Annotated in this window: 10 protein-coding genes and 2 pseudogenes; 9 read left to right on the forward strand and 3 right to left on the reverse strand. The window is 62.4% G+C overall.

The window, feature by feature from the left end; genetic code table 11:
* Positions 1 to 186 precede the first annotated feature (186 nt).
* Positions 187 to 1,755 carry a histidine ammonia-lyase gene (hutH, locus tag L0U83_RS37045; RefSeq protein ID WP_233889456.1) on the reverse strand — a complete coding sequence of 523 codons (1,569 nt, stop codon included), beginning with the start codon at positions 1,753 to 1,755 and terminating at the stop codon, positions 187 to 189.
* Between the two features lie 199 nt (positions 1,756 to 1,954).
* On the reverse strand, positions 1,955 to 2,884 hold the full coding sequence (locus tag L0U83_RS37050; RefSeq protein ID WP_233889458.1) for a LysR substrate-binding domain-containing protein: 930 nt from the start codon (positions 2,882 to 2,884) through the stop codon (positions 1,955 to 1,957).
* An 825-nt stretch (positions 2,885 to 3,709) separates the two neighbouring features.
* Here L0U83_RS37050 and L0U83_RS37055 point away from each other — a divergent pair.
* The 3 genes and pseudogenes from L0U83_RS37055 to L0U83_RS37065 form a co-directional block, all read left to right on the forward strand.
* Positions 3,710 to 3,922 (forward strand): annotated as a pseudogene (locus L0U83_RS37055) (haloacid dehalogenase type II); the annotation flags it as partial.
* Positions 3,923 to 4,209: 287 nt separating this feature from the next.
* Positions 4,210 to 4,438, forward strand: a pseudogene (locus L0U83_RS37060) (DDE-type integrase/transposase/recombinase); the annotation flags it as partial.
* A 363-nt stretch (positions 4,439 to 4,801) separates the two neighbouring features.
* On the forward strand, positions 4,802 to 5,668 hold the full coding sequence (locus tag L0U83_RS37065; protein ID WP_233889460.1) for an NAD-dependent epimerase/dehydratase family protein: 867 nt from the start codon (positions 4,802 to 4,804) through the stop codon (positions 5,666 to 5,668).
* Positions 5,669 to 5,734: 66 nt separating this feature from the next.
* On the opposite strand, the gene gcvA is transcribed toward L0U83_RS37065, so the two are convergent.
* A complete protein-coding gene (gcvA, locus tag L0U83_RS37070; RefSeq protein WP_233889463.1) occupies positions 5,735 to 6,898 on the reverse strand; it encodes a transcriptional regulator GcvA in 1,164 nt (387 codons plus the stop codon).
* Between gcvA and L0U83_RS37075 the strand changes: the two genes are divergently transcribed.
* From L0U83_RS37075 to L0U83_RS37100, 6 genes are read left to right on the forward strand one after another with little or no spacing between them, the layout of a single operon-like run.
* The gene (locus tag L0U83_RS37075) at positions 6,876 to 8,000 is read left to right on the forward strand and encodes an aromatic ring-hydroxylating oxygenase subunit alpha (protein ID WP_233889465.1); all 1,125 of its coding nucleotides are present in this window, start codon (positions 6,876 to 6,878) and stop codon (positions 7,998 to 8,000) included. The genes gcvA and L0U83_RS37075 overlap by 23 nt on opposite strands.
* A gap of 4 nt (positions 8,001 to 8,004) precedes the next feature.
* Positions 8,005 to 8,412: a lactoylglutathione lyase gene (gene gloA, locus L0U83_RS37080; protein ID WP_233889469.1), complete on the forward strand. Its 408-nt coding sequence runs from the start codon at positions 8,005 to 8,007 to the stop codon at positions 8,410 to 8,412.
* The gene (locus tag L0U83_RS37085) at positions 8,409 to 8,756 is read left to right on the forward strand and encodes a Rieske (2Fe-2S) protein (protein WP_233889472.1); all 348 of its coding nucleotides are present in this window, start codon (positions 8,409 to 8,411) and stop codon (positions 8,754 to 8,756) included. Before gloA ends, L0U83_RS37085 begins: the two co-directional genes overlap by 4 nt.
* Before the next feature lie 10 nt (positions 8,757 to 8,766).
* On the forward strand, positions 8,767 to 9,396 hold the full coding sequence (locus L0U83_RS37090; protein WP_233889473.1) for a hypothetical protein: 630 nt from the start codon (positions 8,767 to 8,769) through the stop codon (positions 9,394 to 9,396).
* Positions 9,393 to 10,634: an oxamate carbamoyltransferase subunit AllG family protein gene (locus L0U83_RS37095; protein ID WP_233889474.1), complete on the forward strand. Its 1,242-nt coding sequence runs from the start codon at positions 9,393 to 9,395 to the stop codon at positions 10,632 to 10,634. The genes L0U83_RS37090 and L0U83_RS37095 overlap by 4 nt, the downstream gene beginning before the upstream one ends.
* The gene (locus tag L0U83_RS37100) at positions 10,621 to 11,898 is read left to right on the forward strand and encodes an amidase (RefSeq protein ID WP_233889475.1); all 1,278 of its coding nucleotides are present in this window, start codon (positions 10,621 to 10,623) and stop codon (positions 11,896 to 11,898) included. The genes L0U83_RS37095 and L0U83_RS37100 overlap by 14 nt, the downstream gene beginning before the upstream one ends.
* The last annotated feature ends 35 nt before the right edge of the window (positions 11,899 to 11,933 follow it).

Below are 11,933 nucleotides of genomic sequence, written 5' to 3' on the forward strand. Positions count from 1 at the left end.
GTGTGGTGTTTTGAAAACCGTCGTTCCAATGTGGACGACGGTTTTTTTTGCGCAGATTATTCGCGTGCCCGGATGCCATGAACCGGCGAGGTGGTGCGGGAAATCGCGTCCCGAATCGTACTGCCAGACGTATTTCCCGCACTATCGTGCTTTCGTTATCGCGGCATCATGCGCGCCGCAACTCACTTACGCATGAAGGGTGCCCGCAACGCTCTCCGCAATGCCCACGAGGTCCCCGTCGGCGACGAGCTGATGAATGGCGACCATGTCGGGGTAGAAGTAGCGGTCGTCGTCCACCTTCGCGGCGACCTGCCGGATACGCGCGTATACGGCCGCAGTGGCGGGCGAGGCATCGGCGGGATCGAAGAATTCCAGCGCCTGGGCGGCGGTCATCAATTCGATGGCGAGCACGTGCTGGAGCTTCTGCGAGACCGAGTAGGCCTTGCGTGCCGCGAGATACGCGAAGCTCACCGGGTCTTCCTGGTTGCCGCTGGTGGAGACGCTGTCGACAGTCGCGGGATGAGAGAGCGAGCGCATTTCACCGACCAAGCCCGCCGCCGTATATTGCGTGATCATGAAGCCGCTATTCAGGCCGGGGCGCGCGACCAGGAAGGCCGGCAACTCGCTGAAATGCGGATTGACCATACGGTCGGTGCGGCGCTCGGAGATCTTCGCGAGGTTGGTCATCGCGATACAGAGGAGGTCGCTGGCGATGCCAACGAAAGTGCCGTCGAAGTTCGCTCCCGAAATCGCGAGGCCCTCTCCGTCGCCCGGATGAATCACGGGATTGTCGCCCGAGGAGCTGACCTCATTGAGGATCGATGCGCGTGCATCGTCGATCGCGCGTTTGGACGCGCCATGCACTTGTGCCATCGCCCGCAAACTGTAGGTATCCTGAAGGCGGTAATCGATGAACCGTTCGGCCAGCTCGCTGCCCGCAAGCAGGCGCCGCAGGTTGTCCGCCGCGTGGGCCTGGTCCGTGTGCTGCTTGATCGCGTGATAGCGTTCGTCGAGCGAGCGCGTCGTGCCCTTGAGCGGTTGCAGGGACATGGCTGCGGCAATGTCCGCGACCTTGGAGGCTTCGAGCGCGTTGGCAAGCGCGAGCATCGCGATGGCCGTGACCGACGTGGTCCCGTTCACCAGCGCAAGGCCTTCCTTGCAGCGCAGGGTGTGCGGCTCGAGCCCTGCGCGCTGCAGCGCCTGCAGCCCGCTCATGCGCTCGCCGCGCCAGGTGGCCTCGCCTTCGCCAATTAGCACGAGCGCCGTATGCGCTTCCGGGCCGAGATAACCGACCGAACCGTCGCCAGGGACGACGGGCGTGATGTCATGATTCAGCAGGTCGGCAATCAGTTGCAGCAATTGGAGCGTGACGCCGGAATACCCTCTGCCGAGGCTCAGCAGGATCATCAACTGGTTCGCGCGAACCACCTCGCGTGGCAGAGGCTCCCCGACCGAAACAGCGTGGGAGCGCACGATGTTGCACTGGAGTTGCTCAGCTTCCTCTGGGCGTACGACACGAGTCGAGTTGTCGCCGAATCCCGTCGTCACGCCGTAGACCAGGCGATTCTCTTCAAGGAATCGCTCGACAAGCTCGCGGGAGCGGCGAACGCGCTCGCAATAGGCGGCCGAAAAGCGCACGTGCGCGCCGTGTTTCGCCACAGCGATGAATTGATCAATCGAAATATCGTCGTCGCCGAGCAGCACTTCCGGAATTTGCTGGGCACGAATGCGAAATTCGCTACGAGGTGTGTTCATGTTGTTGCGTCGTTCCTGTAGGGAGGCGGTTGTGACAGCCAGGCGTGCATGGCCGCGATGCGATCATGGCGGGCGCGCCTGAACCGCTTTCGAGCATAGGAGGACGCAAAGAGGCCGACAAACCATTTAATTTGTCGGCCGTTTATAGATTTTCTAAAGTGTGGCTGAGAGAGGGCGAATGCAGCGGGGAATGCGGGAATCAGCCGAACAGCGCATCGATATCGCGATTCGTGTGCTCGGCTTCGGCAATCAGCCAGTCGAGGAATTGTCTTGTGCCGGGAGTATCGAGCGCGCCGGGTTGCCAGACCAGGTAATAGGGGCGCGGCATCGTCAACGATATTTTGAACGGCGCGATCAGGCGGCCGCTCTTGAGGTCGTCGGCCGCGAACAATCCTTGGCCGAGCGATATTCCCCGGAAGCGCGTCGCCGCGTCGATGGCCATCGACGAAAGCGAATAGGTGAGCGGCGCGAGCGTGTCGGGCACGGGCACGCCGGCGGCATGGAACCAGTCGACCCAGGTGGGCGGCGACATGTCGGCCCAGCCCCATTCGACATGCACGAGCGGATAGTTCAGCAAATCGGCCGGCTGCCTGAGCGGCTGGTTCGGCGTTGCCAGCGCAGGCGCGCAAACGGGGGCGACGCGGTCCGTGAACAGCACGCGGTGCGGCGTGCCGTCGGTGGGCGGCCAGCCATAGGTCATGCGGATATCCACGCGGCCTTCGCCGCGCCTGGGCTCCCGGTCGGTCGCCTCGACGTGAACGCGCACATCGGGTGAGAGCGCGTGCCATTGATCCAGCCGGGCGGCGATCCAGTGCGTGGCCACGGAGGGAAACGTGCTGAGCGTCAAATGCGGGCCGTGACGCGCGGCGATTAGCGCCGCGTTTGCGTTATGGAAGCACTCGAAGCCTTGCGCGACATGCTGATGGTAGAGCTGGCCGAGCTCGGTGGGGCGCAGCCCCGTGCTCTCGCGCACGAAGAGCGCCACGCCCAGGGACTCCTCGAGTTGCCGGATCTGCTGGCTGACCGCGCCCGGCGTCACGTGCAGCGCCTCGGCGGCGGCCGCCACGTTGCCGTTGCGGACCACGGCATCGAAGGCTTGCAATGCGCGTAACGGGGGCAGGCGGCTCATTTCGACTTCCGTATGGGGCAATTATCGTCAGACCAGCATGAAGACTGTGATTCTCCCGTTTTTTCGCGCGTGTTGTCCAGCGTAGCCTGCGCCGCTCGATAAGGGTTTTCGGCAGTTCCAGGTCGCTGTGTTATGTTGCAGTCCGACGCTCGGCGTCTGCCGGGGCTTCACGCCCGACGTCGCTATGGCGTTGATGCGCAAGTTCAACACGCTGATCGGCGCGTTCATCGTGCATCTGGGCGACGTAGACGGTAAGATCTGCGGCCTCGTGAGCAGCTTCGACTAACACCCGCATGTCGGGCGAACTGCGATATGACCGTACGGCAGCAGCGCTAGAGAATCTTGCAACGGAACTTGTCACTGATTCGCAGTGCGACTCTTTTTCTTGCTGAGGCTCCACGGCTATGTTCAGATCGTTGGCCTGCTTGCTCCAGCCCAACAGAGAGTCATGCTGGAGCCTGCCTTGAAGTGGTGGTACCTTCGTACCACCATCCCGAATAGCGGCGATTGCGGGCAACGTGGCGACGGTGAACGGCACGTGTACCGCGCTACCACCAGGCTGCCGGCTGGCGTGGAGTAAGGTGTGGGGATCGCTTGGGTGTGTTAAAGACGTAGCAACGGTTATCACCTGCTGGCGCGGGTGGGGATGTATCCATGCACAAACTGGCTCGCTCCGGGCTTGATCTCAGACGCAGCCATTCAATTGCCGATCTGCTGACCAATAGCACCCTTGCGCTATAGTAGGTGCTGTCCTCTTGCGATTTTTTTGGAGCGGCGTCAGTAGCATGGCAAGCAGCGGCCGCATCGTGGGCTCATAGTGGACACATGACGAATCACACCGGAATCAAGGCCCTCGCGTTCGACGTCTTCGCGACCGTAGTTGACTGAAGAAGCGGTATCGCGAGAGATGCAGGCCCTTTTCCCATTCGATACGCGCCGGGTCATGACGCCTTCGACTTTGCGGACGCGTGGCGACGCGAGTATTCACCCTCCATGGAAGAAGTTTGCAGCGAACGCCGACCGTACGTCCGGCTCGACGACCGGTTTTTTCGTGATAGAGCGCGACGAGGAGCGGCACAGCTTGGAAAATAGGATTCCTTATTTTGAGAGCGAGTAAAATTGCTCGGCAGGTGTGCTTGCGTGCCTACGCACGAGGTGCACGGAAGAAACTTCCGATTCCAACCGGGGCGAGTGATCTACGGCCGCAGTACCAGCCAGTGTCATTTCGGTAGGCTCGTCGTCTCCATGTCGTCGTTAGCCTCCTCCTGCTCCGGGTCGGCTAAGAATTTTTCTTCCGGTTGGCGTTCACCGAATCCTGACCCCCCAAGTATCTGAACAACGTCGAACAGGACCACCGTGCCCTCAAGCGTCGCCCCCCATCGATGCTGGGCTTCAAAGAATTTCCATTGTGCACGCATCATTCTGGGTGGCATTGAGTTCATGCACGTGATCGTCAAAGGTCAATTGCGAGATGAGGGCATCGCGCAAACTCCCGCCCAGATGCTCCACTCGATGGTCTCATTAGTATTCCTCATCATATCGACTTTTGTTTGACTCGCCTTCCCTGTCGCGACAAAACCCGACTTTCCGGTTGTCAAGCTTGAGCGAGTGTCAGGCGTACACGGCACGACCAGTTCGCGGTGGCCGCCGTCCTTTGCGATACAACGGTGATTGATGGCGCTGCTTCCGATAACTTCAGAATCACCCGAAATCAATGATAGCTCATCGCCTTGTCCGGCAGGGATTTGCGGAGGATTCCGACCCATACGACCATGGCTACATTGCTTGTGAGAGCACCTGTGAAAAAAACTTGTCGGCCCCATACTATTTGTACATCGCGACTCGGCGCGCTTTCCCCTACGATTTCCCACCAGGCAGCGGCCTCGCTCGCCAATTTGTTATCGGAGGGGATATCGCATGACAGCTACGAATACCACAAAGAAACCCAGGGTCGTCGTGACCGGCGGCAGCGGTCGGCTCGGCCAATACGTCGTTCGGCAGTTGATGGAACGCTTCGAAGTGAAGGTGCTCGACCTTCAGCGGCCGCCTCAAGACCTGGCGTTTGCCGAGGTCAACGTTCTCGATCTCGAAGGACTGCGCCGCGAGCTGGCAGGAGCGGATTCGATCGTGCATCTTGCCGCCATTGACTTCGACCATCAGGCAAAGCCAGAAGTGTATATACACGTGAACGTGCAGGGAACCTGGAACGTGCTGCAGGCAGCGCACGAACTCGGCATTCGCCGCGTCGTGCTGTGTTCGAGCATTTCCGCGTGCGGACTTTCCGAGGCTAATCTGGTATTCCCTCCGCTCGCGCTGCCGGTGGATGAAGCGCATCCGCTGTTTCCGGTCCAGTCGTATAGCGTCAGCAAACAGCTTATGGAGAACATCGCAGAGAGCTTCGTGCGGCGTGGCAATATCGAGGTGCTCTGTCTGCGGCCCATGATGGTGCTGTTGCCAGAAAATATTGCGCCGACGCTCGCTCGCGCTAAGGAAGACACGCGGTGGCTCTTCTACTACATCACGCCCGAGGATTGCGCGCGCGCCTTCGAATGCGCGCTTGTCGCGACAGACGTGCGCTTCGGGGTGTTCTTCATCACGGCGCAAGACAGCTGCCGGAACGAACCCACGCTTGAATGGGTTGAACGCGCATTGGGCAAGCTGCCGGACGTGCGCGATCGCGCGCGCTACGAGGCCAATCCATATGCCGCGGTGTTTGATGGCACGAAAGCGCGCGAAGTGCTGGGCTTCGTGCCCACCAGCAACTGGCGGCGCGATTTCACGTAGTTCGTCAGATACTTTCCGGCACGGATATCACGGCCCCGCGCGATATCCGGTGGCTGGCGCCGCCACTCATGCAGGCGAGCCGCTCGCCTGCTCGACGATCCATTCCACGAAGGTCCGCACGCCGTCTTTTGTTTCGGCATCTTTGCGATAGACGAGGTAATAGCTATAGTGCGGCAGTGCGGTCTCGAACGGTGCAATCAAGGTCCCTTCCTTCAACTCCCGCTCGATCATCGACACGCATGTAAGCATGAAACCCTGTCGGTCGATGGCGGCGTGCAGGCGTACGTTCGTGTCGTCGATGCTGATGCGTCGGCGCGGTTTGACATGCGCGGCGCCGGCCGCTTCCAGCCAGCGGTCCCAGTTATGCGGTGCCTCTTCATCGAGTAGCACGTGATCCGCGAGCACGTCGGGGGAGGCCGTTCGCGCCCCGCCGAGTATCGATGGGTGACAGACAGGTATCAGGTCGCCATTCACGAGCAAACGCGCTTCGAGCCCGGGAAACTGTCCGTCGCCCCATACGACTGCGAGATCGAACTGATCGTTGGCGAAAGCGGGCGGCTGGATCGAGTGATGCAACGACACGTCGATCTGCGGATAACGCTTCCAGAAATCGGCAAGGCGTGGCAGCAGCCACTTTTGTGCGAAATATGGCCTCAACGAAAGGTTGAGCGGACGCGGCGCGTTCATGTCGCGCACGCCTTGGGCGAGGTCGCTCAACTGCTCGAAGATCGCCGTGCAGCGCGGCAGCAAATACGTGCCCGCGTCCGTCAGCAAGAGTCGATTGTTGTCGCGCCGAAACAGACGCGTTCCGAGATCGTCCTCCATCAGCTTGACCTGGTGACTGACCGCCGATGGGGTGACATGGAGCTCCGCGGCGGCCTGGGTGAAGCTCAGGTAGCGCGCGGCGGCTTCGAAACTGCGCAACGCGTTGAGAGGGGGAAGACGTCGGGACATGGCAATGCCAGTGATGAAAACTTTCAGCCTCAAGTTTACTTGAAGAAAATTCCCATAGAAGCGTTCTTGGGGTTTTTCCCGACGTGTCCATGCCGCGGGGCCTTGCAGCGGGTCTCCCCAAATTTTTCGAGGGGACGCATGAAAATGTATCGTTTGAGCCGCATATCTCGCGCTGGCTACCATTTGCTCATCGATCCAAGACACCTTCGTTGCCTGAATGAGGGGGTCATTCCAACAATGAGAAGGAGCACACATGGCAGTCATCGAGAACATCATCGAGCGTTGCGACGCGCAACGTCACAGCGCGCCTGGCGCGGTGCTAAGCGGTTTGCCCACCGAGCTTTATACGAGCGAAGCAGTCTTCGATCGCGAGCAGGAGCGTGTGTTCGCACGCAACTGGACGCTGATTGGCTTCGCGCACGAGCTGGCTACGCCTGGCACCTGCATTCCGGTGACGGCAGGCGGTCAGCCGCTGCTCATCGTGTCGAACGAAGCGGGCGAGATTGGCGTCTTCCACAACGTCTGCCGTCACCGCGGACTCAAGCTCGTCGACAAGCCCTGCAACGTCAAGCAGTCGATCACGTGCCCGTATCACGCGTGGTCGTATGGGCTCGACGGCGCTCTCGAGGCCGCGCCGCATTTCGGTGGCTTCCGCATTCAGGAAGTACCGGGGTTCAGCAGGGCCGACAACGGTCTCGTGCCGGTACGTCACGTGGTCTGGCACGACTGGATCTTCGTGAACATCTCGGGCGATGCGCCATCGTTTGAAGAGTATTCGCGTCCTTTCGCTGAACAGATGAAATTGCTCGATACGTCAAAGCTCAGGCCGATCGGCAAGATCGATCTGGGCGAGGTCAAATGCAACTGGAAGTTTCTGATGGAGAACTTTATCGAGCCGTATCACGTTCCGATCGTGCATGACGAAACGGCTGCGGGACAGCCGCTCAAGGATCACTACACGATCTCGAACGGCGTGTGCCTCGGCTCGGGCGTGGACCTCGAAGATCAGAAGAACACAACGGCGCAATCGAGCCACCTGGATATGAGCGCCCGTTATCTGACGATGTTCCCGAATTTCGTGCTCGGCATCTATCTGCCCGATCAGGCTGGCGTTCATCTGAACATTCCTGTTGGGCCGGATCGCACGCGCCAGTTCCGCGTGCTCTACAGCGTGGGCGAACAGCACTACACGGACGAGAGCAAGAAGGCACTTTGCGCACTCTGGTACGACGTGCACAAGGAGGATCACGCGATCGCCGAGCTGCTGCAGGAGGGGCGCACCTCTTCCGTGATGCGCGACGGCGGTGTGATGTCGCCGCATTGGGAAGACAGCGCCCACGGTTTCCAGCAACTGGTGGTCGATGCATTGAGGGGGTGAGCCGATGTTTCCACGACTTGCGCACACGATGATCCGCGTACGGGATCACGAAGCGTCGCTGGCTTTCTACGTGAACACGCTCGGCATGCGCGTGTTGCGCAGCACGCGCTACGAACAGGGGCGCTTTACGAACACCTTCGTGGGCTACGGCAGCGAGGTCACCGACACAGTCATCGAGCTCACCTGGAACTGGGACCGTGTCGAACCTTATGAGCTGGGATCGGCGTGGGGCCACCTGGCGCTTGAAGTCGAGGACGTCTACGGCTTCGTGCAAGGCCTGCGTGCGCAAGGCGTGCAGGTCGTGCGTGAACCCGGTCCGATGGCGGGCGGCAATCGCGTTATTGCATTCATTGCCGATCCGGACGGCTACCGGATCGAGATTGTTCAACCCGTACCGGCGGAGGCGCCATGAGCCAAGCATTGCAGGTATGGCAGCTGGTGTGCGGCACCGCTGATCTCGCCGATGGCGAAGCGCGCAGTGTACGCATAGGCGAACAACGGATCGCCGTGTTTCGCCTCGGCGAGGACTTCCATGCGCTCGCGGATCGCTGTCCGCACGGGGAGGCGTCGCTTGCCGAAGGATGGATCGAGAACGGCGAGGTCGAATGCCCGCTGCACCAGGCGCGCTTCTGTATCGCGAGTGGCCGTGTGCAGTGCGGGCCGGCACGCGAAGATGTGCAGCGCTTCGACGTCAAGCTCGAAGACGACGAGGTGATGGTACGGGTGGCCGAGGCCGCGATTCCGGAGACGCAGTGAGGACAATCAAATGGCAGTGATTCAACAAGGCGCAGTGAGTTGGTCGGGCGAGAATCCCGGCATCTATCTGAAAGATCCAGCACGACTCGATGGCGGCTGGACTGCTCTGGCGCTTTACTTTCGGATCGTAGCCTCCGCGCATGGGCGGGGACGCGGCATGCTCGTGCTAGGTGAGCCTGAAGCGCGCGCTGCGTTTCCTGAGGTGCCTAACGTGTGCCTCACCGACAACGTTCCGCTGATGCGCTATCTGCTGGCCGAGTTCGTGCCGGCATTCGGGGCTTTCCGCAATCTGCCCGCAATCGGCGCCATCGAGCCGATGCAGGCCGCGGGCGGCGCAACGAATGCATCGGAGCACGATGCCTGGAGCGAAACGCTCGAAGCGCCTCAGGTTCGTCTTGGCATGCACTGGCGTGGACTTGGTGCACCATTCGCGGCCGACGTTGGCCCCGATCTGAGTGCAACGGGCCGCCATCGTATGTACAGCGTTTTTCAGGGCGCGGGCGAGGCGAGCATCACGATCGACGACAAGCCGCTCGCCGGAGTGCCGATCGAACGCGACTTCCTGGGCGGCAAGCTGTCCTCCGCCTTCCTCGCTTTCGCGGAGTCATGGATCGAGGAAACTGCTGGAGCGTCGCGATGAACATATCCGTATCGATCGAACAAGACGACGTGCATGCTGCGGACGCCGAGGCGCTCGCGCGCATGACACGCGTGCGGCCACAGCTCGTTGGCGTGGCAACGGCGCGCGAAGTCATGGCGCTGGGTCGGCGCACGCTGCTGCACGCGGGGCCGCCTGTGCAGTCGACGCGCGAGCTGGTCGCGCCAGTGCGTCACTCGGCGCAACTGGCACTGCTGTTCGAAGGGTGGGCCGCATCGCGCGACGAGGCCGAGCGCATGATCGCCAATGGGGAGATCTCGTTCGCCGCTGCACAGGACCACGATGCCGCGATACCGCTTGCCGACGTGCTCTCGCCTTCGATGGCGGTGCTCGTTGTCGCTGACGCCAACGATGCGAAGCGCAGGAGCTTCAGCACGATCAACGGCGGCGATGGACCGGTGATGCGTGTCGGGCAATTCAGCGACGCGGTGCTCGAGCGTTTGAAGTGGATCAATCGCATGCTCGCCCCGCAGCTAGCTTGCGCGCTCGACGGCGTCTCCGTCGATCTCATCGCGATCGCCGACGCCGCATTCGCGAGCGGCGAAGATTGCCACGGCTCGACGCGCGCGGCGAGCGCGAACCTCGCTGATACGCTTTGCGCGCTCGACGGCGCACAGGCATTGGACACCGAGGCACGCACGTTCCTGCGCGAAGCCGGCGCGTTCTTTCTGAACGCGTGGATGGCGGCCGTGAAGAACATCTTCATGGCCGCCGAAGGCGTGGCGCGCAGTAGCGTCGTGACGGCGATCGGCGGCAATGGTGCGCGCTTCGGCATTCGCATCTCGGGCGCGCCGGGCCGCTGGTTCACAGGCGTATCGAGCGCGCCGCGCATTCCCGGCGCCGACGCTGCATTGCAGGCTGCTGCGCTCGGCGCGATCGGCGACAGCGCGATCGTCGATGCGTTCGGCGGCGGCGCGATGGCGGCGGCGTTCGCGAGCGCAACGCAGGCGCGTCTCGCGATCGTCCTCGGTGAGCGCGGCTTCGGCTTCCCAGGCGAACTGCTCGGCACGAGTCATACGGGCTTCGTCAAAGCCGATGCGCTGCGCGTGGGCCTGTGCGCGCGACGCGTCATCGAATTGCGGCAGACGCCCATCGTGAGCCTCGGCGCGCTCGATCGTGAGGGCGAGCGCGGCCGTCTCGACGGCGGGTTCCATATCGCCGACATCGCGCCGTTTGCGGCATCACTCAATGCGCTTGGAGACCACCATGCTGCCGCGTGAATTGAGCATCGGCGAAGCCGCCGCCGCGTTGGGTCGACGCGAATTCTCGGCGCTGGAGCTCGCGCAGAGCTGCCTCGATCGCATCGCCGCGCGCGAGCCCGAAGTCGGAGCGTGGACCTGGCTTGATCCCGAAGCCGTGCTTGCGCAGGCGCGCGCCTGCGATGCGCGCGAACCCGCAGGGCCGCTGCACGGCATTCCCTTCGGCATCAAGGACATCATCGACACGGCCGACATGCCGACTGGCTATGGCTCGCCGATCTACGCGGGACATCGGCCTCCCATGGACGCCTCGTGTGTGGCACTGCTCAAGCGTGCGGGCGCCGTGATTGTGGGCAAGACGGTGACCACCGAATTCGCGTTCTTCAAGGCCGGAAAGACGCGCAATCCGCACAACCCGATGCATACGCCTGGCGGCTCATCGAGCGGTTCGGCGGCCGCCGTCGCCGATTGCATGGTGCACGGTGCGCTAGGCTCGCAGACGGCGGGTTCGCTGATCCGGCCGGCGTCGTATTGCGGCGTGGTGGGCTACAAGCCGACGTGGGGCGATTTCGATCTCACTGGCGTGAAGGGGCTCGCGCATTCGCTGGACACGCTGGGCGTGCTCACGCGCAGCGTCGCTGATGCCGCGCTGCTGCGCGACGTATTGATGGCGCGCGAGCCGCAACGGCTCGAACCCGATGCGCACTGGCGTCCGTCGATTGGCCTGTGTCGCACGCCTACGTGGCTCGAGGCCAGTTCCGCCACGCGTGACGCGCTCGAGAAACTCATGCTCACGCTCGCGCAGCTCGGCGCGCGCGTCGGCGAGGCCGTGTTACCCGAGAATTTCGACGGTTTTGTCGAGATCCAGAGACGCCTCATGGCCTTCGAGGTCTCGCGCAGTCTCGCACCCGAGAAGCGCGCACACGCACAGCAGTTGAGCGAGCCGATCCGGCAACTGATCGAACTCGGCGAAGCGATCGGCGCCGACGACTATCTGTCGGCCAAGTCGACGGCGGAACAGGGAGTAGGCGAGATCGAGACGCTTTTCGACACCTGGGACGTGCTCATCGCGCCATGCGCGCCTGGCGAAGCGCCGCGCGCCATCGAAGGCACCGGCGACCCCGTCTTCAGCCGGCTCTGGATGCTGCTGGGCGTGCCGTCCCTGGCGCTGCCCGCGCTCACGGGACCGGGCGGTTTGCCGGTCGGCGTGCAACTGATCGGGCCTCGCTTTGGCGACGAACGCCTGCTGCGTGCGGCGCGCTGGCTGGAGCGTGCGCTGCACTAGCTGCCGCGGCGCGCAAACAGCGACACCATCGACAT

The sequence above is a fragment of the Paraburkholderia flagellata genome (assembly GCF_021390645.1).
Classification (GTDB): Bacteria; Pseudomonadota; Gammaproteobacteria; order Burkholderiales; family Burkholderiaceae; genus Paraburkholderia; species Paraburkholderia flagellata.

What these genes read in the sequence shown, in the direction of transcription:
- hutH (WP_233889456.1), bottom strand. Translation starts at nt 1,755, where the DNA reads ATGAACACACCTCGTAGCGAATTTCGCATTCGTGCCCAGCAAATTCCG.
- L0U83_RS37050 (WP_233889458.1), bottom strand. Translation starts at nt 2,884, where the DNA reads ATGAGCCGCCTGCCCCCGTTACGCGCATTGCAAGCCTTCGATGCCGTG.
- L0U83_RS37065 (WP_233889460.1), top strand. Translation starts at nt 4,802, where the DNA reads ATGACAGCTACGAATACCACAAAGAAACCCAGGGTCGTCGTGACCGGC.
- L0U83_RS37075 (WP_233889465.1), top strand. Translation starts at nt 6,876, where the DNA reads ATGGCAGTCATCGAGAACATCATCGAGCGTTGCGACGCGCAACGTCAC.
- gcvA (WP_233889463.1), bottom strand. Translation starts at nt 6,898, where the DNA reads ATGATGTTCTCGATGACTGCCATGTGTGCTCCTTCTCATTGTTGGAAT.
- gloA (WP_233889469.1), top strand. Translation starts at nt 8,005, where the DNA reads ATGTTTCCACGACTTGCGCACACGATGATCCGCGTACGGGATCACGAA.
- L0U83_RS37085 (WP_233889472.1), top strand. Translation starts at nt 8,409, where the DNA reads ATGAGCCAAGCATTGCAGGTATGGCAGCTGGTGTGCGGCACCGCTGAT.
- L0U83_RS37090 (WP_233889473.1), top strand. Translation starts at nt 8,767, where the DNA reads ATGGCAGTGATTCAACAAGGCGCAGTGAGTTGGTCGGGCGAGAATCCC.
- L0U83_RS37095 (WP_233889474.1), top strand. Translation starts at nt 9,393, where the DNA reads ATGAACATATCCGTATCGATCGAACAAGACGACGTGCATGCTGCGGAC.
- L0U83_RS37100 (WP_233889475.1), top strand. Translation starts at nt 10,621, where the DNA reads ATGCTGCCGCGTGAATTGAGCATCGGCGAAGCCGCCGCCGCGTTGGGT.